The organism is Rhizobium sp. A22-96 (assembly GCF_053521805.1).
Genome location: NZ_JBNWDQ010000001.1, coordinates 1,042,521 through 1,060,158, shown reverse-complemented (window position 1 = coordinate 1,060,158; position 17,638 = coordinate 1,042,521). Strand labels below are relative to the sequence as shown.

The window sequence follows — 17,638 nt, the reverse complement described above, 5'->3', positions numbered from 1 at the left end:
CTGCTGCCGACGCGACACTGGATGAATATTCGTAGCCTGATGCTTACGATGATGAATGGGAAGTCAAATGGAGCATATCGACCACATCCTGATTGTCGATGACGATCGGGAAATCCGCGAGCTGGTGTCGAGCTATCTGACGAAGAACGGCCTGAGGACGACGACGGCCGCAGACGGTCGCCAGATGCGCAGTTTTCTCGAGGCCAATTCGGTCGATCTGATCGTCCTCGACGTCATGATGCCGGGTGATGACGGCCTTGTGCTTTGTCGCGAGCTTCGCTCCGGAAAGCACAAGGCGACGCCCGTTTTGATGCTGACGGCGCGCAGCGACGAGATGGACCGGATTCTCGGCCTCGAAATGGGTGCCGACGATTATCTGCCCAAGCCATTCGCCGCCCGCGAGCTTCTGGCGCGCATCAAGGCGGTGCTGAGACGAACGCGGATGCTGCCGCCCAACCTGCAGATCAGTGAGGCCGGGCAGTTACTCGTCTTCGGCGACTGGCGACTCGATACTGTGGGACGTCACCTTCTCGATCGCGACGGAACGGAAATTGCCTTGAGCGGTGCCGAATACCGCCTGCTGCGCGTTTTCATCGATCACCCGCAGCGGGTGCTCAATCGCGATCAGCTGCTGAACCTCACTCAGGGCCGCGATGCCGATCTGTTCGATCGCTCCATCGACCTGCTCGTTAGCCGTCTCCGCCAGCGTCTGGGCGACGACGCCCGCGAGCCGACCTATATCAAGACGGTTCGCAGCGAAGGATATGTCTTCTCCGTTCCGGTAGAAATTGCGGAGCTGCGTCCATGAGCACGGCGACCCTGCTGCATCGCGGGCTGTCGTGGCCCAGCACCCTGCGCTCGCGCATATCGATCATCCTGCTGGTCGGGCTTGCGATCGCCTACGGGCTTTCCTTCAGCGTGCTCTACATCGAACGCTACATGTCGGCAAAGGCCGTGATGCTCGGCACGCTGGAGAGCGACGTCGCGACGTCTATCGCGGTGCTCGACCGTCTGCCGGCCGACGAGAGAGCCGGCTTCGTCGATTGGCTCGGTCGCGGCAATTATAGCTTCGAGTTGGGGCCGGGGTTGCCGGGTGTGCCTGATACTTCGGGCCATGGCGCAGAAATTGCTGCCAAGATAGAAGATGCCGTCGGACATCGCTTTCCCATACAAATGGAATCGATACCTGGCCCAATCTCGCGTCTGCAGGCGCATCTGAATTTGAGCGACGGCAGCCCATTGACGATCGACGTCACGCCGAAGGGCATCATGCCGATCGCTTCCTGGCTGCCTTATGTCTTCGCGGTGCAGATGCTAGTCATCGTGCTGTGTACGTGGTTTGCCGTTCGTCTGGTGATACGCCCGCTTGCCGAGCTTGCCGCGGCCGCCGATGCGCTCGATCCCAACAAGAAGGGGCAGGCTTTGAACGATGAGGGGCCGAGCGAGGTCGCTCATGCCGCCAAGGCCTTCAATGCGATGCGGGATCGGATTGCGCACTATCTCGAGGAGCGCGTCCAGATTCTTGCGGCGATTTCCCATGACCTGCAGACGCCGATCACGCGGATGCGCCTGCGCGCAGATATCGCCGACGAATCGCCCGAAAAGACCAAGCTGCTGCAGGATCTCGGCGAGATCGAGCGGCTGGTGCAGGATGGGATCGCCTATGCACGTAGTGCCCACGGCAATGGCGAGAAGAGCTCCCGCATCGATCTTGCCTCCTTCATCGAGAGCATCAGCTACGACTATCAGGACACGGGCAAATCGGTCGAGATTCTCGGCCTTATCCATGGGACGGTTGCGACCAAGCCGCATGCGCTGCGCCGCATCCTCACCAACTTCATCGACAATGCCCTGAAATTCGCAGGCGCGGCGGAAATTGCCTTGGAACGCAGGGATACGGGCGACGTCGTTATAACGGTTCTCGATCGAGGGCCGGGCATTCCGCAGGACCAGATCGAGGCGGCCATGCAGCCTTTCTTCCGGCTGGAGCAATCGCGCAACCGCAATACCGGCGGCACGGGGCTTGGCCTTGCGATCGCTCAGCAACTGGCGCAGACACTCGGCGGCTCCGTCAGGCTCTACAATCGCGATGGCGGCGGCCTGGCGGCCGAAGTCGTCATTGCCGCATCGTCCGCCTGAAGATTTTCAGCGTCTTTGTAAGCAATTGTATCCGGCCTGTGAGCGCATACGCTTCGTAACAAATCCCGCGTTTTGCGAAACATGCCGGATACGTCGATCCATCAAAACCACTCCGTCAACGGACGTCGCCCCAGACGACACAGCAAAGCGGGCGACCCAACAAAGGAGTGTTCCATGACCAAGATCGACAAGGTTCTCTACACCGCCAGAACCCACACCATCGGCGGCCGCGACGGCTCTGCCCGCAGCGATGACAGCCAGCTGGATGTCAAGCTTTCGCCTCCCGGCAGCGCCCATGCCGGCACCAACCCCGAACAGCTTTTCGCAGCCGGCTGGTCGGCCTGCTTCATCGGTGCGATGGGCCTTGCCGCAGGCAAGCGCAAGATCAAGCTGCCGGCCGATCTTTCGGTCGACGCCGAGGTGGATCTCGGAACCACCGAAGGCGCCTATTTCCTGCAGGCGCGCCTGACGGTCAGCATGCCCGGCATCGAATCGGATCTTGCAAGAACGCTCATCGAAGAAGCGCACCAGACCTGCCCCTATTCGAAGGCGACCCGCGGCAACATTAATGTCGAGCTGAAGCTCGCCTGAGAATCGCTCAGGCATCGATATTGCGCGCCGTACCGGAAGGCGTGGCGCGCGGAATCGTTAATTTTTATTGCATCTAATATCGAGCAAGGCCGCCTGTGCCTTATGCCTGGAGGATCCCATGAGACCTATCATTCTTCTCCTTGCAGGAGCTGCGATTTTCGCTGCTCCATGCGTTTACGACCCCGGTTCCAAGGAGCCTTCGGCGCTTGCGAGCATTGCCGTTTTGTGGGGCGGATCGGGGCTAAATCACGCGGTGCGTTAACCATCTGTTAACCATGCCAAAGGTACACAAGGTCAACGATTTATTCACATAGATGACCAAAGTGCTAACAGACGCTCGCTCGATCCGTATCAAGGGCCGCTCCTTTCTTGCGGTCATGCTTTCGCCCGACCTGCCGCTGGAACAGTGGCTGGTCAGGCTCGACGACCTGGCGGCCCGTTCGGCCGGTTTCTTTCTCGGGCGGCCGGTGGTGCTCGACATCACCGATCTGCAGATCGACAAGGCGCAGCTCAAGGAACTGATATCGGAGCTTTCGGCTCGCAATGTCAGCATCATGGGTATCGAGGGCGGCCGTCCGTCGCTTGCCGGGCCTGGAATGCCGCCGATTCTGAAGGGCGGACGCCCCGCTGCCGATTTCGAGGTGAACGAAGCCGAACCGGTCGTCGAACGGCGCAATAGCGAAGTCAAGCCGGCGCCGGTCGAGGTTCGCCCGGTCACCCAGTCGCTGATCATCCGCGAGCCGGTGCGCTCCGGCCAGTCGGTGATCTTTCCCGAGGGTGACGTCACCGTCATCGGGTCGGTGGCGTCCGGTGCGGAAGTCATCGCAGGCGGGTCCATTCATATCTATGGCGCACTGCGGGGCAGGGCCATGGCCGGATCCATCGGGAATGCCTCGGCGCGGATCTTTTGCCGCAAGCTCGAGGCGGAGCTGCTGGCGATCGATGGCATCTACAAGATGGCGGAAGACGTCAGTCCCGGCCTTCGCGGACAATCCGTCCAGCTCTGGCTGGATGGCGAGACGATCATGGCAGAAAAACTAATCTGAGCCGAAGCCGGCCAAAACAGGAGAGCGAGATGGGCAAGGTAATCGTCGTCACATCAGGCAAGGGCGGAGTTGGCAAGACGACGTCGACTGCCGCATTGGGGGCGGCTCTGGCACAGAGAAACGAGAAGGTCGTCGTCGTCGATTTCGACGTCGGGCTGCGCAATCTCGATCTGGTCATGGGCGCGGAACGTCGTGTGGTCTACGATCTGGTCAACGTCATTCATGGCGATGCCAAGCTGCCGCAGGCGCTGATCCGCGACAAGCGGCTGGAGACGCTCTTCCTGCTGCCGGCTTCGCAGACGCGTGACAAGGACAATCTGACGCCCGAAGGTGTCGAGCGTGTCATCAACGAGCTCAAGAACTATTTCGACTGGGTCATCTGCGACAGCCCGGCGGGCATCGAGCGCGGCGCAACGCTCGCGATGCGTCATGCCGACGTCGCCGTCGTCGTCACCAATCCTGAGGTCTCCTCGGTGCGCGATTCCGATCGCATCATCGGCCTGCTGGATTCCAAGACGCTGAAGGCCGAGCGCGGCGAGCGCATGGAGAAACACCTGCTGCTGACCCGCTACGATGCCGCTCGCGCCGAACGCGGCGACATGCTGAAGGTCGACGACGTGCTGGAGATCCTCTCCATTCCTCTGCTCGGGATCATTCCGGAAAGCATGGACGTGCTTCGCGCTTCCAATATCGGCTCGCCGGTCACCCTCGCGGATGTTCGCAGTGCACCTGCTCTCGCCTATTTCGAAGCCGCACGCCGCCTTGCCGGCGAGCAGCTGCCGATCACCATCCCCGGCGAAAAGCGGGGCATCTTCGGCAAGATCTTCGCAAGGAGGGCCGCATGAATATCTTTGGACTGTTCCGCAAGCAGCAATCTGCACCCATGGCGCGTGAGCGCCTGCAGATTCTCCTCGCCCATGAGCGTGCCTCGGTCGATTCGGATCTCGTATCCATCCTGCGCGAGGAAATCCTGGCCGTCATCGCCAAGCACGTACAGGTCGATCGCGACAAGGTGCAGGTGAAGATGGATCGCGACGAGAATGTCTCCATGCTGGAGATCGACGTCGAGATTCCCAGAGACGCAGCACTTCAGGCCGCTTGATAGGCGCCTGATACCGCCGCTACATCGAGACAAGAGCAAAGGATTCTCTTTTCTGAGGGATCCTTTGTGTTTCTTTGATCTTTGCTCTTGCAAAGAGTGCGATTCGCTATTATTTGCACGCCATCACCTGTAACGATGGCCTGCCGTGCTGACATTTCCGTGTCGAGCTGGCGTTCGCTGTCCGGGTCAAAGCAAGGGCGCTCCCCAGAAATGGGTCGAGCGCCCTTTGCGTTTGTCGGTGGCATCGAAGCGCTTTTCTTGTCCGAAGCGATGTGCCAGTTTGCTTTGATCATGCGGGGGGCGGCAGGCTTGGGCGGGTTGAATTGTCTCAGGAGAGCGTTGTTTGGATGGCTCCTTGCGGGCGTTGCAGTTGCGGCAAGCGCTTTCGGTGCCTCGGCTGCGGATAAGACGATCTATCTGACATTCGATGACGGTCCTCTGCCGGGAACGCAAAACGTTCTTTCGGTGTTGAGCCAGGAGAATGTTCCGGCCGCCATGTTCATGGTCGGCCTGCATGTCGAGACCATCCCCGCCGGTCGCGAGCTGCTGGCGCAAGCCAAGTCGATGCCGCTGGTGACGGTTGGCAATCACAGCTACAGCCATGCCAACAATCGTTACAGGCGGTTTTATTCCAATACCCAGTCCGTCGTTGCCGATATGCTGCATGCCAACCAGGTGCTTGGCCTCACGCCGATGGTGAACGCACGCCTGCCGGGCAGGGACGTCTTTCGTCTTCCGACTGTGTCGAGGGAGGATCTGTCGATCAACGTTGCCCAATGGGAGCGCGAGTGGCTGGATTACGAACTCGTCGCCGAGGCCGGCTTCTATCTCTATGGCTGGGACTTCGAATGGGTGCATAGCGACGATGGCAAGCCGGTCCAATCGGTGGACCGCCTGGTCAACGAAATCGACCACCTCTTCCAGTACGGCCGTTTCACCCAGCGCGGAAAGATGATCCTGCTCATGCATGATCAGATGTTCCAGGATCAGTTCAACGGCCGTGACAACTTGCAATCTCTCATTCGCAAGCTGAAGGAGCGCGGCTATGCCTTCGGCGATATCAAGAACTATGCACCCTCGAACCCGTGAACACTCTTGCATCTTCAACTTTGGGTCTGTGATCCCTGGCACATAGCGCGAAACCGCTGCACATGTTTGCGTGATACGGCGAAGGCTCAGCACAGAAGCGGTCGTCGTTTTCGAATATGCTTGCCTTACATATTCGCGCGAGCGTCATAGCTTTCCTGTGCCTCTTCGATGTGCTGCAGATGGTTGATCGCCCATTCATAGACCGCGCCGAACGGGGCCTGAAGCGTCCGGCCAAGATCGGTGATCGAATACTCCACCGCGACCGGTGACGTCGCCAGCACTCTGCGCGAGATCAGCCCATTTCTTTCAAGCCGTCGCAATGCCTGGGTCAGCGCCTTGTGAGTAATTCCTTCGAGCCTACGCATGAACTCATTGAAGCGGGTGGGCTTTTCCTCAAGGACGGTCAGTATCATGACGGACCATTTGTTCGCGACCTGATCGAAGAACGAGCGCGCCGCACAGTCCGCGAAGAAGACGTTGTCCACCTTTCCGGGCATCTGGATATCCTCCGGTATATCTACGCACTTTAAGGTGCGTAATTGATCGTAGATTTACAACGTATATCTAGAAGTCACCGAGCAATCAATGCCGGGCCGCCGAGCGGGAAGCTGGCGGACATGCCAGAGATTTCAAAGGAGACTATCGGTGGCAGAGAGTAATTTCGACTTATCGCGGCGCGGTCTGATGACCATCCTTGGAATGACGGTGGCGGCCGCCGCCGCCGCAGGCCCCAATCCTGTCCTCGCTGCGCCGCCGCGCGCCGCCAAGCTTTTCTACACGGTCTCCGGAAAGGGCCGGAGCGTAATGCTGCTGCATGGCTGGACATGTGATTCCCACGACTGGAGTTGGCAATTGCCCGCCCTCGAAAGCCGCTACCGGGTGGTTGCCGTCGATCTGCGCGGCCATGGCCGGTCCGAGATCATGCCATCCGGCAGCTACATGCCTGGCGACTATGTTCGGGACATCGAAGCCCTGATTGAAAGAAAATTCCAGGGTGAGAAATTTATACTGATAGGGCATTCCATGGGTGGGCAGGTCGCTGCGCGCTTTGCGGCAAAGCGGCCGGATCTTGTCGACGCGGTCGTGTCCGTCGATGGTTCTCTCGGCTTTGCGGACAGCGTTGGGCCGGTCTTCAAGAAAGCCGTCGATGGTCTCAAGACCCAGAATCCTGGCGTGGTTGGTCCGGCCCTGTTCGAAAGCGTCTACGATCCCTCAACCGATCCGGCACTCAAGCGCTGGCATGCAAGACGACTTCAGGGGATGCCGGAGCATCCTGTTCGAGAATCCTTCGGACCGCTATTCTTCGGATCTGACCAGGTCGGTCTTGGCAGCAATAGCGAAACCTTCTGCAAGACGATCACAGTTCCCTTCTATCATCTCTGCCGTGACGAGGGCCAGGCCGCACGGATGCGCACATGGTTCTCGAACGGGAAGTCCAAGGTCGACGTCTGGACGAACGCCGGGCACTGGATCATGCAGGACCGCAAGGACGATGTGAACTCGGCGATCGTGTCCTGGGTAGCGTCGCTATGAGCGACGGGGGCAAGTGCTCCCACATTGACGTTCCAAGCTGATACAAGGGGCCGACGACGACATCGAGGCAGTCAGGAAACCGTTCGTTGAAACGGCAGCCTGAGCGGCACCTTATGACGGGGCTTGTTTCCTTTCCAACAGGCACTAGCCCTGTCTTGCCGCGGCTCCTGCCGCGACCGTCAGGATGAAATCGTCGAGCTCCTGTTCCAGGCTTTCGATCGGCAGGCCGACAAACCGCCCCTCAATGCTGATGCTGACAACGCCATGCACGGCGCCGAACAGCGTTCTCGCGCGGATCGCGCGTGCCGTCTCCGACATGTTCGGTTGCAGCTCGGCCAGTGGCTCGGCAATGACGCCCATCAGGAACATATGCTCCTCCAGATGCCATTCGGGGCTCGGGCGGTCATTCGGCGGGCGATGATCGAAAAGCGCCTTCCATAGATTGCGATGGGTGACAGCAAACAGCAGATAACCGCGTGCAAGGTTACGCAGCCGGTCGGTCGGCGTGCGATTCTTGACCTCGGCCAGCGCCAGGGAGGCTTCCAGTGTTTTCAAAGTCGCCGAATTGACGTGGATGATCAATTCGTCGAGGTCGGCAAAGACGGTATAGAGGCCGCCAAGCGCACAGCCGACATCCTGCGTGACATCCCGCGCACGCAGGTTTGCCAGGCCGTCGGCGGCGATGCGATTGCGCGCCGCCTCGATCAGCCGCAGCTTTAGATCCTCGCGCTTTTCCTGCGTGTTTTTCGCCATCGATCATTCCAATTCACTTTTTTGAACGTTGTTCAAAATTTATCTTGAACAACGTTCATGGTTCTGGCATATCTCTCTTCGTGAACAACGTTCATAAACGGGAGACGACAAATGTTCAATGTAATTCTGACGCTCATCCGCGGCCGGGCTCATGATGCGGAGCAGGCGTTTATCGATCGCAACGCCGTGCCGCTGCTTGCGCAGCAGATCCGCGATGCGGCGAGCGCCATTCAGTCGGCACGGCGGGCAGTGGCAATCGCAGTCGCGCAGAACGAGCAGGAAAAGAGCCAGCATGCGGCGATTGCCGGGCGCATCGCCGATCTGGAAACCCGGGCCGTTGCCGCGCTTCAGAAGGGCAGTGAAGAGCTTGCCCGGCAGGCGGCCGAAACGATCGCCCAGCTCGAAGCCGAGCGCGATGCCTCGGAGAAGGCGCAGGCGCAATTCACCCAGACGATCGACAAGCTCAAGGCAACCGTTCGCGCATCCGAAGCACGCCTGCAGGAATTGCAGCGTGGCGAGCGGCTGGCGCGCGCCACCGCACAGACACAGAAGCTGAGCGCTGCCTGCGAAGATAATTCAGGCCTGGCGACCCTGGACGATGCAGAGGAAACGCTGGCTCGCCTTCGCGCCTATCAGGATCGTTGCCAGATCGCAGCATCGGCCATGAAGGAAATGGACGCGGCGAGCCGGCAGACGGTCATCATCGAAAAGCTTGCCAATGCCGGCTTCGGCGCACCGCTTGGCCCATCGGCCGACGACGTGCTTGCCCGCCTGCGCAGCCGCATGAATTCAGCAGCCTGAAACCGAACACACCGAACATATGAGAGAGGGTACGATCATGAACGACAGCTTCCAGAAACATTCCCAGGCTTGGGTCAGCTTTTCCTACGTCTCCTTCGCCGCCGCCGCCTTTATGCTCTTCGTCGGTCTCTACATGATGCCGATCGACCTATGGGGTAAAGGATATCTCGCCATGGGTATCCTGATGCTGGTACAGACGACGGTCAACGTGACCAAGACGGTTCGCGACAACTCCGAGGCCGACAAGCTGATCCGCAAGGTCGAGGATGCCCGCACCGAGAAGCTGCTCGTTAAGTTCAATCGTGACGGTCAGGACTAACCTTTATTAACGACGCTACAGAGTTGTGTTCGCGCTCAACCTTTGCGTAACCACTCTGTGGCGTCTTGTTCACGGAACGAGGGGAACGTCATGCAAACCCATTTGATGAGATCGAGGAAATTCGCGCCGCTGTTCTGGACGCAGTTCCTCACCGCTTTTAACGATAATTTTCTCAAGCAGACTTTGATTTTCGTCATTCTCGCGCAGATGGCCGCTCAGGGCGCCGCGCTGGTGACGCTGGCGGGCGGCATCTTCATCGTGCCGTTCCTGCTGCTTTCGGCGATTGCCGGCGAGCTTGCCGACAAATACGACAAGGCGAAGATGGCCGAGCTTCTGAAGCGCTGCGAGCTCATAGTCGCAGCCATCTCGGTCGTCGGTATCGGCTTCTCGTCCATCTGGATCTTGATGCTCGCCCTTTTCGGCTTCGGCGTCATCTCCTCGTTGTTCGGGCCGATCAAATACGGCATCCTGCCGGACCATCTTGAAAGCAGGGATCTTCCCAAGGCGAATGCCTGGATCGAGGGTGGCACCTTCATCGCCATTCTGACAGGCACGATGATCGCCGCCGTCGCTTTCCGCGAGGGCGAGAATGTCTGGATCTTCGGGCCGATGATGATGGGGCTTTCCATCCTTTGCTGGTTCTCCGCCCGCATGATCCCCTCGACCGGCTCCAAGGCTCCCGATCTTGTCGTCGATAAGAATGTCGTTCGTTCCAGCTATCGGCTGGTCAACGAACTCCGCGCCGACAGCCGCATCTGGCGTGCGTCGCTGATGAACTGCTGGTTCTGGTTCGTCGGCGCCTTCATCATGTCGATGCTGCCGATCATGGTCACCGACATTCTCGGCGGTTCGGAAATCGTCGTGCCCGCCTATCTGGCGATCTTCGCGATCTCCGTCGCCATCGGCTCGGCCATCGCAGGCTGGATGGCCGCCGGCCGCATCGTGCTTCTGCCAGCCCCGATCGGCATGTTGATCGTCGCGCTATTTGGTCTGGATCTGGCCTGGAACCTCTGGGGCCTACAGTCGATCTCGCATGCCGAATCCATTCTCGCCTTCTTCGAGGGACCGAAGACCATCCGCGTCGCGATCGATCTCGCCGGCATGGCCATCGGCGGCGCCTTCCTCGCCGTCCCGACCTTTGCCGCCATGCAGAGCTGGGCAAACGAAGACCGGCGTGCCCGCGTCATCGGCGCGGCAAACGTGCTGTCGGCTCTCTTCATCGCAGTCGGTCTGGCGCTGGTGGCGGTGCTGCAGGCCATCGGCCTGTCGATCCCGGTCATCATTCTGAGCATCTCCGTGCTGAATGTCGCAGTTGCCTGGTTGATGCTGGAGACGTTGCCGACCAACGCCTTTCGCGATCTCATCTCCATCATTTTCCGCGCCTTCATGCGGCTGGAAGTCGAGGGCCTGGAAAACATCCGCAAGGCCGGCCCGGCGCCGATCATTGCGCTTAATCACGTCAGCCTGCTCGACGGCGCTCTGGCGCTGGCCATAACCGAGGAAGAGCCGGTCTTTGCCATCGACTATGCCTTTGCCAAGAAGTGGTGGGTGCGTCCCCTGCTGAAGCGCTGCAAGTTCCTGCCGCTCGATCCGACGAAGCCGATGGCGACGCGTTCGTTGATCAAGGTCATTCAGGACGGCAGCCCTGTGGGCATCTTCCCCGAGGGACGCCTGACGGTCACCGGCACGCTGATGAAGGTCTATGACGGCGCTGCCATGGTTGCCGACAAGACCGGCGCCATGATCGTGCCTGTTCGTATCGACGGGCTGGAAAAGAGCTACGCCTCGTACCTGACGTCGAGCCATGTCCGCCGCCGTCTCTTCCCCAAGGTCAAGGTAACAATCCTTGAGCCGGTGAAGCTGGATGTTTCTCCTGAGCTGAAGGGCCGCAAGCGGCGCATCGCAGCTGGTGCAGCACTCTATCAGATCATGTCGTCGCTGATGTTCCGCACGGCAGATACCGACAACACCGTGCTTGGGCGTGTCATCGAAAGCGCCCACGAATACGGCGGCAAGAAGCTCGCCGTGGAAGATCCGCTTTCCGGCAAGCTCTCCTATGCCAAGCTACTCACCGGTGCGGCGGTGCTGGGCGCGAAATTCAAGAGGATGTTCCCGGCTGACAAGACCCTCGGTGTCATGCTGCCGAACGCCAACGGCACGGCTGCGACCGTCCTCGGCGTCATGTCTGCGGGCAAGGTGCCGGCCATGCTGAATTTCACGGCCGGCGCTGCGAATATCCTGTCCGCCTGCAAGACCGCCGAGGTCAAACATGTCTTGTGCTCGCGCGCCTTCGTCACGCAGGCCAAGCTTGGCCCCGTTGTCGAAGAGCTTGAAAAGCAGGTCAAGTTCGTCTGGCTGGATGAGCTGCGTACGCAGATTACCCTGTTCGACAAGATCTTCGGCCTCCTCCGCAAATATCGACCGCTGGTCAAGCGCAAGGCCGACGATACGGCGGTGATCCTCTTCACCTCTGGTTCGGAAGGTGCGCCGAAGGGCGTGGTGCTCACGCACCGCAACATCCTGTCGAACGCCGCCCAGGCCGCCTCGCGCATCGATTTCCATCCGGGCGACAAGGTGTTCAACATCCTGCCGATGTTCCACTCCTTCGGCCTGACCGCCGGCACGATCCTGCCACTGGTCTCGGGCGTGCCGATCTTCCTCTATCCGTCGCCGCTGCACTATCGCATCGTGCCGGAGCTGATCTACGTCTCGAACGCGACCATCGTTTTCGGCACGGATACGTTCCTGAACGGCTATGCCCGCAGCGCTCACCCGTATGATCTGAGATCGATCCGCTATATCTTCTCCGGTGCCGAACCGGTGAAGGCCTCGACCCGCGAGGTCTATATGGAGAAGTTCGGCCTGCGCATCCTCGAAGGCTATGGCGTCACCGAGGCAGCTCCTGTGATCTCTTTGAATACGCCGATGTACAACCTCTCGGGAACGGTCGGCAAGATCATGCCGGGCATGGAATGGAAGCTCGAGCCGGTTGCCGGCATTGATGAGGGCGGCCGTCTTCTGATCCGTGGCGCCAATGTGATGGCCGGCTACCTGCGCGCCGACAATCCCGGCGTTCTCGAGCCGCTGCCGGACGGCTGGCACGATACCGGCGATATCGTCACCATCGATGAGGACGGTTTCGTGAAGATCCGCGGCCGTGCCAAGCGCTTCGCCAAGATCGGCGGTGAAATGATCTCGCTTGCCGCTATCGAGACGCTCGCCGCCCAGCTCTGGCCCGGCGCGCTCAGCGTGGTCTCCTCCATACCCGATGCCAAAAAGGGCGAACGCATCGTTCTGCTCACCGATCAGCCGAATGCCACCCGAAGCGACTTCCTGGCCTTTGCCAAGGCGAAGGGTGCAACCGAAATGATGGTCCCGGCCGAAGTCACAGTCGGCAAGGTGCCTGTCCTCGGCTCCGGCAAGATCGATTTCGTCACGGCGCGAGCCATGGCGCTGGAGGGTGTCACAGAGTCGCAAGCGGCCTGAGGCTTCATGACTGAACAAAAGGGGGCGGTGGATCAATCCACAGCCCCTAACTGAAATGTGGAATCCAAGCATGTATTAATGCCGAGTCCACCTGCGGCGCGCCAGTTTTAGGCGGTTTATCCTGCTAGCAATATCTTCCTGAAGCATTCTGCCCACTATATTGTGGCAGAATGCTCGTTTTCGCGGCGGGAAAACTATTCATTAGAGCTGGTTTTGCTGATGACACCAAACGACTTGAAGATCGTGCGCCGAGCTTATGCGAAGCAGATCATGGCGGCTGTTAGAACTGTCGATGAGCGCATTGAAGCGGCTTTCGCCGAAGTTCCGCGAGAAGATTTCCTTGGTCCCGGTCCCTGGCCGATCTTCCGAATGCGGAAAGCCTATGTTCCAACCCCGACCGCCGATCCGGTCTACCTTTACACGGATGACATCGTTGGCATCGTCCCGGAGCGCCACATCAACAACGGGCAGCCGTCACTTCATGCCTTCTTGCTTTCGCAAGCTGCGCCTCGAGTAGGTGAGCATATCGTGCATGTTGGGGCTGGTACCGGCTATTATTCTGCGATCATGGCGAACCTCGTTGCCACCTCTGGCAAGGTGACGGCGATCGAGTTCGAGCCGGAGCTTGCTGCGTGGGCGAAAACAAATCTTACTCCCTATCGGAACGTTTCCGTGGTTGAGGGGGATGGCAGCTCCGTGGCTTTCGATGTCGCCGATGTGATCTATGTGAACGCTGGAGCAACGCGACCGGCAGATATCTGGCTGGACCGGCTCAATGATGGCGGAAGGCTGGTCCTGCCGCTTACGACCGATCTTGGATTCACCAGCAGCAATTGGAGCAACATGCATCTTCGAGGAGCGGTATTCCTGGTGACGCGCAAGGGTGAGGAATTCCACGCGCAATGGATTTCGCCAGTGGCTATCTTCCCTTGCGAAGGAATGCGCGACGCGGAATCGGAAAGAGCGCTTGCGGCAGCATTCGAGAGCGGCGAGCACAAGAGGGTGACTCGGCTATACCGCGGTGATGAGCTGCCGACTGAGCAATGTTGGCTTCGCGGTCTAGGCTGGTGCCTAGCCTATGCTTAGACTGATTTTCTGAGAAGTTTGGTCGCAAAAACAAAGTGCAAAAGTCAGATTCTCGCGACAGATATTTACGGCAGGAACTATTCCAGATTTGGGTTGGGAGGATCAACCCACAGCCCCTTTTTTATAAAGGCCGTTCGTGCGTTACGAGACATGCGGCAGAATGATCTGAAACGTCGTGCCGTCCGTGTTGCTGTCAGACAGCTCGATGGTCCCACCATGTGAAGCGATCATCGCCCTGACGATGCCGAGGCCCATGCCGGTGCCACCTTGTTCGCGGCGTGTCGAAAAGAAGGGCTCGAAGATGCGCTCTCGATTGCTTTCGGCAATGCCGGAGCCGTTGTCGCGGATCTGGATGGTGGTCTTGCGCCCATCCGTCGTGATGTTGATCCTGAGCGCGGTCGCGCCGTTTTGAAAGGCATTTTCCGCAAGGTTGGCAAAGACGATGCCGGCGACTTCGCCGGGCAGTGCGATGTTCGCGTCGGTGCCGTCGTCCCCGATGATGGTCAACTGGCGGAGGCTTGCGGCCAAATGCCCGATGATATCATTCATGTTGCTGAGGCCCTGCTCGGACGGCAGTTCGGCCTTCGCCAGATCCCGCAGGCGCGACAGCAGCATATCCAGGCGTTCGGTATCCGCGATGATATTGGCGAGGAAGTGATTGCGCTGCGCGAGACTCATCGGATTGTCGTCTTCATCGTCGCGCAGAAGCTCGGCCGCGCCCTTGATAGAGGTGAGGGGCGATTTCAGCTCGTGCGAGACATGCGCTGCGAAGGAACGGACATAGTCGGAATGATCGACCAGCTTGCCGGCAAGATCGAGGAAGCTCTGCGAGAGGGTTGCAACCTCGCGCGTGCCGTAGCTGTCGAGCGGCCGGATCGCAGCTCTTTCGCCACGCGCAATTTCGTCGGTTCGGGCGATCAGGGCATTGATCGGAACGGTCAAGGTACGGGTCAGTACGTAGGCGACCACGAGCGTGAGGATCAGGACGACGGCCAGGGTAGCGATTTCTGCCGGCGCAATCGCGCCGGATGCGACCCGCACCGCGCGAAACCAGATGACGGTCAGCACCGGAAGCGTCATCACGGTCAGCAGCACCGCATAGACGATGAGGTAGAGCGGCGGTCGCCACTTCGGCCTCACCCGGGGAGTACGCATCACGCGTCTCCTTCCATGACGGATGTCAGCTTGAAGCCGATGCCATGGACCGTGGCGATAATGCCCTTGCCGCCGGCTGCCGAAAGCTTGGCGCGGATATTGCGGATATGGCTGTCTATGGTGCGGTCGGCAACCTGCATATCCGCCCCGTAGGCTGCTTCCATGAGCTGATCGCGGTTGAAAACGATCTCCGGACGCGACAGCAGCGTATCGAGGATGGCGAATTCGAGCGCAGTCAAAATCAGCGGCACATCGGCGAAGGTGGCGGTCCGGCCGCCGCGATTGAGGCGCAGCAGGCCGGCGGATATGGAATCTTCCTTGATATCCGGTCCGGCGCCATGCCCGGCCCGTTTCAGGATGGTCTTGACCCGGGCCACCAGTTCACGCGGGCTGAAGGGTTTGGTGACGTAATCGTCGCCGCCGATCTCGAGGCCGAGGATCCGGTCTATTTCTTCATCGCGTGCCGAGAGAAACAGGATCGGCAGATTGGATGTCTTGCGGATCCGTCGGCAGACCTCCAGTCCATCCATCTCGGGCATGCCGATATCGAGTACGATCAGGTCGAGACCGCCCCGGTGAAAGGCCATCATGGCCTCCGTGCCGTTGCGGGCTGTCGTCGTCGCCATGCCGGCGCGGTCAAGCGCGAAGCAGATCACGTCGCGGATGTTAGGTTCGTCGTCGACGACGAGGATGCGCTTGATCATGCCATGCCCATTTGAGTTGTACCGCCTGTTTTTCTTCGTTTCAGCCTCATCTTGCAAGGGCGGGGTGGTCGTAAAGGTAACGATCGAGACGGGCGGCGCGGAAAGTCCAGCTTCTCCAGTCGCTCGGTCCCTCCCACTCGGCCAAGGCAAGATCGCTGCGGACCTTGCCGGCGAAAGCGATCCGTTCCATTGCCTCTGCAGGCAGAGCGACCATGAAGGCATCGAGTGCCGGGATGGCGGGTGGCCCCAGTGTCCGGAGATAGTAGATGTCGAGCGGCATGCCTTGGCCAGAGACTTCCCGGCTATGGGCAACATTGAAGCGGGCGATGAAGGCGGGAATGTCGATAAGGGCGGTGGCGTAAAGCGTCATGACCAGCGTTGTCATGCTGAGCGCCACCAGCCATTCGTTGGAGCGCCGCAACAGGATGCGCAGCAGGATGAGAAAGAGACCCATGGCGACGAGACCCATCCAGATACCGGCCGCGACCCTTAGTTCCGTCAGCGAATAGGATTCGACATAGAGATCGAGCCTGAGGATGGAGGAGAGGCAGAGCAGGATGTTTTGCCCGATCCACAGATGCACGAGGCCGCGAATAAGCGCGCTCTTGTCACCCGGTCCGCCACGGCGCATGGCGGCGAGCACGAAGGCGGCGGCAAGTAGCGCCGTTACCATCAGCGGGTAAGCGCCACGATGGGCGTATTCGGCGTGGTTCATGCCATCAGGCAGATTCACGCCGCCCCAGAGATAGGTGAGATCGAGTAGCGTCTGCACGGCAAACAGTGCATTGAAGACGACCAGCGAGCGCAGCAGCGCCGCATGCCCGAAGAATTCACTCTCAAATCTTGTGGCATCGATGATCTGCTCGCGGCGGCGCCAGGTGAGGCGTCTGAGGCGCGGGCGAAGCATCACGGACATGAAGGTGGCGACGATGAGCCAGAAGGCAATGCGCCAGGGGTCCAGGAATTGCAGCAGATAGGTGAGATCGACGCTGCGCAGCACTTTGTCGATCAGTGGATTGGCCATCGCGAAGAGGGTAATAAAACCGGCTGCGAAGGTAAGCGGCATGATCCAACCGCGAAGATGATGCCAGAGTTTCTCCGGTGTTTGCACCCGAGCATGCCAGATCCGGCCGTAGGCAGCTCTGCGAAATGGCCGCACGGGCAGATCCAGCAAAAAGCGAAGCAGAACGACTGGAAGGCGGCTCCAATGCCGTGGGAAGAGTCCGGTCGTGGCAAGCGAGACGCATGTGATGCCGAGCAGGCTGAGGGTGATGCCCATCCATGACGTGGTCTCAAGAAGCGGTGCCGACAGGACGATGCAAAGAGCCAGAAGCCCGATGATCCTTGAAGGAGACAATGGTCTCCTGGAGCATATCAACAGGCCGATGGCGATGGCATTGATCAGGAGGAGAAGATTGAGGCCCGGCTCCCTATTGAAGATGAGGACATCGGCAAGGGCGACGAGGGCGATCAGGATGAGGAGTTTGCGGTTGGAATATTTGGCGGGGTTGGTTGGCATGGCGGGCATGTCAGAGGCGCTCATGGATATCGGCTCTCTCATCTCGTTCGTCGATTGTGAAAGGTATGATCGTTGCGCCTCGAGCGGGCGGATCTGCTTGGGTGCGATGACGATCCACCAGCCACCAGCCTTCCTTGAGAAGGCTGTAAGGCAGGCAAACGGGTGGGGTTCTGGGTTTGCTGGGTGTCTTGTTCATGGCGCGACAATGGCGCGCGCCTTTGCAGAATCTGTGCAGTGCCCGAGCAGCTTTTCAGGAAAATTGCGCGCCGGCGATGGTCGAAACCCTATAGCCTGTGGTTGCATGTCGTAAAGCGA

General features: G+C 59.7%; 17 protein-coding genes. 12 read left to right on the top strand and 5 right to left on the bottom strand.

The genetic code is table 11. The features are described 5' to 3' along the window. Nucleotides 1–67 precede the first annotated feature (67 nt). The 7 genes from ACQZ6F_RS04765 (at nucleotide 68) to ACQZ6F_RS04735 (ending at nucleotide 5,967) form a co-directional block, all read left to right on the top strand. Nucleotides 68–808 carry a response regulator gene (locus ACQZ6F_RS04765; RefSeq protein ID WP_047554526.1) on the top strand — a complete coding sequence of 247 codons (741 nt, stop codon included), beginning with the start codon at nucleotides 68–70 and terminating at the stop codon, nucleotides 806–808. Next, nucleotides 805–2,139, top strand: a complete 1,335-nt coding sequence (locus ACQZ6F_RS04760) for a sensor histidine kinase (RefSeq protein WP_449092860.1) — start codon at nucleotides 805–807, stop codon at nucleotides 2,137–2,139. Before ACQZ6F_RS04765 ends, ACQZ6F_RS04760 begins: the two co-directional genes overlap by 4 nt. Nucleotides 2,140–2,313: 174 nt before the next feature. Continuing rightward, nucleotides 2,314–2,730 (top strand): organic hydroperoxide resistance protein, encoded by a 417-nt coding sequence (locus tag ACQZ6F_RS04755; RefSeq protein ID WP_267549191.1) that lies wholly within the window; start codon nucleotides 2,314–2,316, stop codon nucleotides 2,728–2,730. Between the two features lie 314 nt (nucleotides 2,731–3,044). Beyond that, a complete protein-coding gene (gene minC, locus ACQZ6F_RS04750) occupies nucleotides 3,045–3,776 on the top strand; it encodes a septum site-determining protein MinC (protein ID WP_267549190.1) in 732 nt (243 codons plus the stop codon). A 29-nt stretch (nucleotides 3,777–3,805) separates the two neighbouring features. Beyond that, nucleotides 3,806–4,621, top strand: a complete 816-nt coding sequence (minD, locus tag ACQZ6F_RS04745) for a septum site-determining protein MinD (protein ID WP_068395278.1) — start codon at nucleotides 3,806–3,808, stop codon at nucleotides 4,619–4,621. Continuing rightward, on the top strand, nucleotides 4,618–4,878 hold the full coding sequence (gene minE, locus ACQZ6F_RS04740; protein ID WP_068395276.1) for a cell division topological specificity factor MinE: 261 nt from the start codon (nucleotides 4,618–4,620) through the stop codon (nucleotides 4,876–4,878). The genes minD and minE overlap by 4 nt, the downstream gene beginning before the upstream one ends. A gap of 339 nt (nucleotides 4,879–5,217) precedes the next feature. Next, nucleotides 5,218–5,967, top strand: coding sequence for a polysaccharide deacetylase family protein (locus tag ACQZ6F_RS04735; RefSeq protein ID WP_449092859.1), 750 nt, complete (start codon nucleotides 5,218–5,220; stop codon nucleotides 5,965–5,967). A 125-nt stretch (nucleotides 5,968–6,092) separates the two neighbouring features. Here the strand turns inward: ACQZ6F_RS04735 and ACQZ6F_RS04730 are convergent, their stop codons facing one another. After that, entirely contained in the window at nucleotides 6,093–6,464 is a 372-nt protein-coding gene (locus ACQZ6F_RS04730; protein ID WP_449092858.1) for a winged helix-turn-helix transcriptional regulator, read from the bottom strand. A 148-nt stretch (nucleotides 6,465–6,612) separates the two neighbouring features. Here ACQZ6F_RS04730 and ACQZ6F_RS04725 point away from each other — a divergent pair, with 148 nt between their 5' ends. After that, nucleotides 6,613–7,500: an alpha/beta fold hydrolase gene (locus ACQZ6F_RS04725; RefSeq protein ID WP_449092857.1), complete on the top strand. Its 888-nt coding sequence runs from the start codon at nucleotides 6,613–6,615 to the stop codon at nucleotides 7,498–7,500. Between the two features lie 144 nt (nucleotides 7,501–7,644). Here ACQZ6F_RS04725 and ACQZ6F_RS04720 read toward each other — a convergent pair whose 3' ends face one another. Then, on the bottom strand, nucleotides 7,645–8,253 hold the full coding sequence (locus ACQZ6F_RS04720) for a TetR/AcrR family transcriptional regulator (RefSeq protein WP_174073848.1): 609 nt from the start codon (nucleotides 8,251–8,253) through the stop codon (nucleotides 7,645–7,647). 111 nt (nucleotides 8,254–8,364) lie between these two features. Here ACQZ6F_RS04720 and ACQZ6F_RS04715 point away from each other — a divergent pair, with 111 nt between their 5' ends. The 4 genes from ACQZ6F_RS04715 (at nucleotide 8,365) to ACQZ6F_RS04700 (ending at nucleotide 13,945) form a co-directional block, all read left to right on the top strand. Next, complete coding sequence (locus tag ACQZ6F_RS04715; RefSeq protein WP_449092856.1) at nucleotides 8,365–9,054, top strand: PspA/IM30 family protein; 690 nt, start codon at nucleotides 8,365–8,367, stop codon at nucleotides 9,052–9,054. A 37-nt stretch (nucleotides 9,055–9,091) separates the two neighbouring features. Further along, nucleotides 9,092–9,373 (top strand): YiaA/YiaB family inner membrane protein, encoded by a 282-nt coding sequence (locus tag ACQZ6F_RS04710; protein WP_034506376.1) that lies wholly within the window; start codon nucleotides 9,092–9,094, stop codon nucleotides 9,371–9,373. A gap of 90 nt (nucleotides 9,374–9,463) precedes the next feature. Beyond that, nucleotides 9,464–12,859: an acyl-[ACP]--phospholipid O-acyltransferase gene (locus tag ACQZ6F_RS04705; RefSeq protein ID WP_449092855.1), complete on the top strand. Its 3,396-nt coding sequence runs from the start codon at nucleotides 9,464–9,466 to the stop codon at nucleotides 12,857–12,859. Between the two features lie 219 nt (nucleotides 12,860–13,078). Next, complete coding sequence (locus ACQZ6F_RS04700) at nucleotides 13,079–13,945, top strand: protein-L-isoaspartate O-methyltransferase family protein (RefSeq protein WP_449092854.1); 867 nt, start codon at nucleotides 13,079–13,081, stop codon at nucleotides 13,943–13,945. 141 nt (nucleotides 13,946–14,086) lie between these two features. Here the strand turns inward: ACQZ6F_RS04700 and ACQZ6F_RS04695 are convergent, their stop codons facing one another. From ACQZ6F_RS04695 to ACQZ6F_RS04685, 3 genes are read right to left on the bottom strand one after another with little or no spacing between them, the layout of a single operon-like run. After that, nucleotides 14,087–15,100, bottom strand: coding sequence for an ATP-binding protein (locus tag ACQZ6F_RS04695; protein ID WP_449092853.1), 1,014 nt, complete (start codon nucleotides 15,098–15,100; stop codon nucleotides 14,087–14,089). After that, nucleotides 15,100–15,804 (bottom strand): response regulator, encoded by a 705-nt coding sequence (locus tag ACQZ6F_RS04690; RefSeq protein ID WP_449092852.1) that lies wholly within the window; start codon nucleotides 15,802–15,804, stop codon nucleotides 15,100–15,102. The genes ACQZ6F_RS04695 and ACQZ6F_RS04690 overlap by 1 nt, the downstream gene beginning before the upstream one ends. A 46-nt stretch (nucleotides 15,805–15,850) precedes the next feature. Then, nucleotides 15,851–17,347: a DUF4153 domain-containing protein gene (locus tag ACQZ6F_RS04685; protein WP_449092851.1), complete on the bottom strand. Its 1,497-nt coding sequence runs from the start codon at nucleotides 17,345–17,347 to the stop codon at nucleotides 15,851–15,853. Nucleotides 17,348–17,638 lie beyond the last annotated feature (291 nt).

Coding starts and splice junctions, on each gene's coding strand:
- ACQZ6F_RS04760 (WP_449092860.1), top strand. CDS start 805: ATGAGCACGGCGACCCTGCTGCATCGCGGGCTGTCGTGGCCCAGCACC.
- ACQZ6F_RS04755 (WP_267549191.1), top strand. CDS start 2,314: ATGACCAAGATCGACAAGGTTCTCTACACCGCCAGAACCCACACCATC.
- ACQZ6F_RS04715 (WP_449092856.1), top strand. CDS start 8,365: ATGTTCAATGTAATTCTGACGCTCATCCGCGGCCGGGCTCATGATGCG.
- ACQZ6F_RS04700 (WP_449092854.1), top strand. CDS start 13,079: ATGACACCAAACGACTTGAAGATCGTGCGCCGAGCTTATGCGAAGCAG.
- minD (WP_068395278.1), top strand. CDS start 3,806: ATGGGCAAGGTAATCGTCGTCACATCAGGCAAGGGCGGAGTTGGCAAG.
- ACQZ6F_RS04720 (WP_174073848.1), bottom strand. CDS start 8,253: ATGGCGAAAAACACGCAGGAAAAGCGCGAGGATCTAAAGCTGCGGCTG.
- ACQZ6F_RS04710 (WP_034506376.1), top strand. CDS start 9,092: ATGAACGACAGCTTCCAGAAACATTCCCAGGCTTGGGTCAGCTTTTCC.
- minC (WP_267549190.1), top strand. CDS start 3,045: ATGACCAAAGTGCTAACAGACGCTCGCTCGATCCGTATCAAGGGCCGC.
- ACQZ6F_RS04705 (WP_449092855.1), top strand. CDS start 9,464: ATGCAAACCCATTTGATGAGATCGAGGAAATTCGCGCCGCTGTTCTGG.
- ACQZ6F_RS04730 (WP_449092858.1), bottom strand. CDS start 6,464: ATGCCCGGAAAGGTGGACAACGTCTTCTTCGCGGACTGTGCGGCGCGC.
- ACQZ6F_RS04695 (WP_449092853.1), bottom strand. CDS start 15,100: ATGCGTACTCCCCGGGTGAGGCCGAAGTGGCGACCGCCGCTCTACCTC.
- ACQZ6F_RS04765 (WP_047554526.1), top strand. CDS start 68: ATGGAGCATATCGACCACATCCTGATTGTCGATGACGATCGGGAAATC.
- ACQZ6F_RS04685 (WP_449092851.1), bottom strand. CDS start 17,347: ATGAGCGCCTCTGACATGCCCGCCATGCCAACCAACCCCGCCAAATAT.
- ACQZ6F_RS04690 (WP_449092852.1), bottom strand. CDS start 15,804: ATGATCAAGCGCATCCTCGTCGTCGACGACGAACCTAACATCCGCGAC.
- minE (WP_068395276.1), top strand. CDS start 4,618: ATGAATATCTTTGGACTGTTCCGCAAGCAGCAATCTGCACCCATGGCG.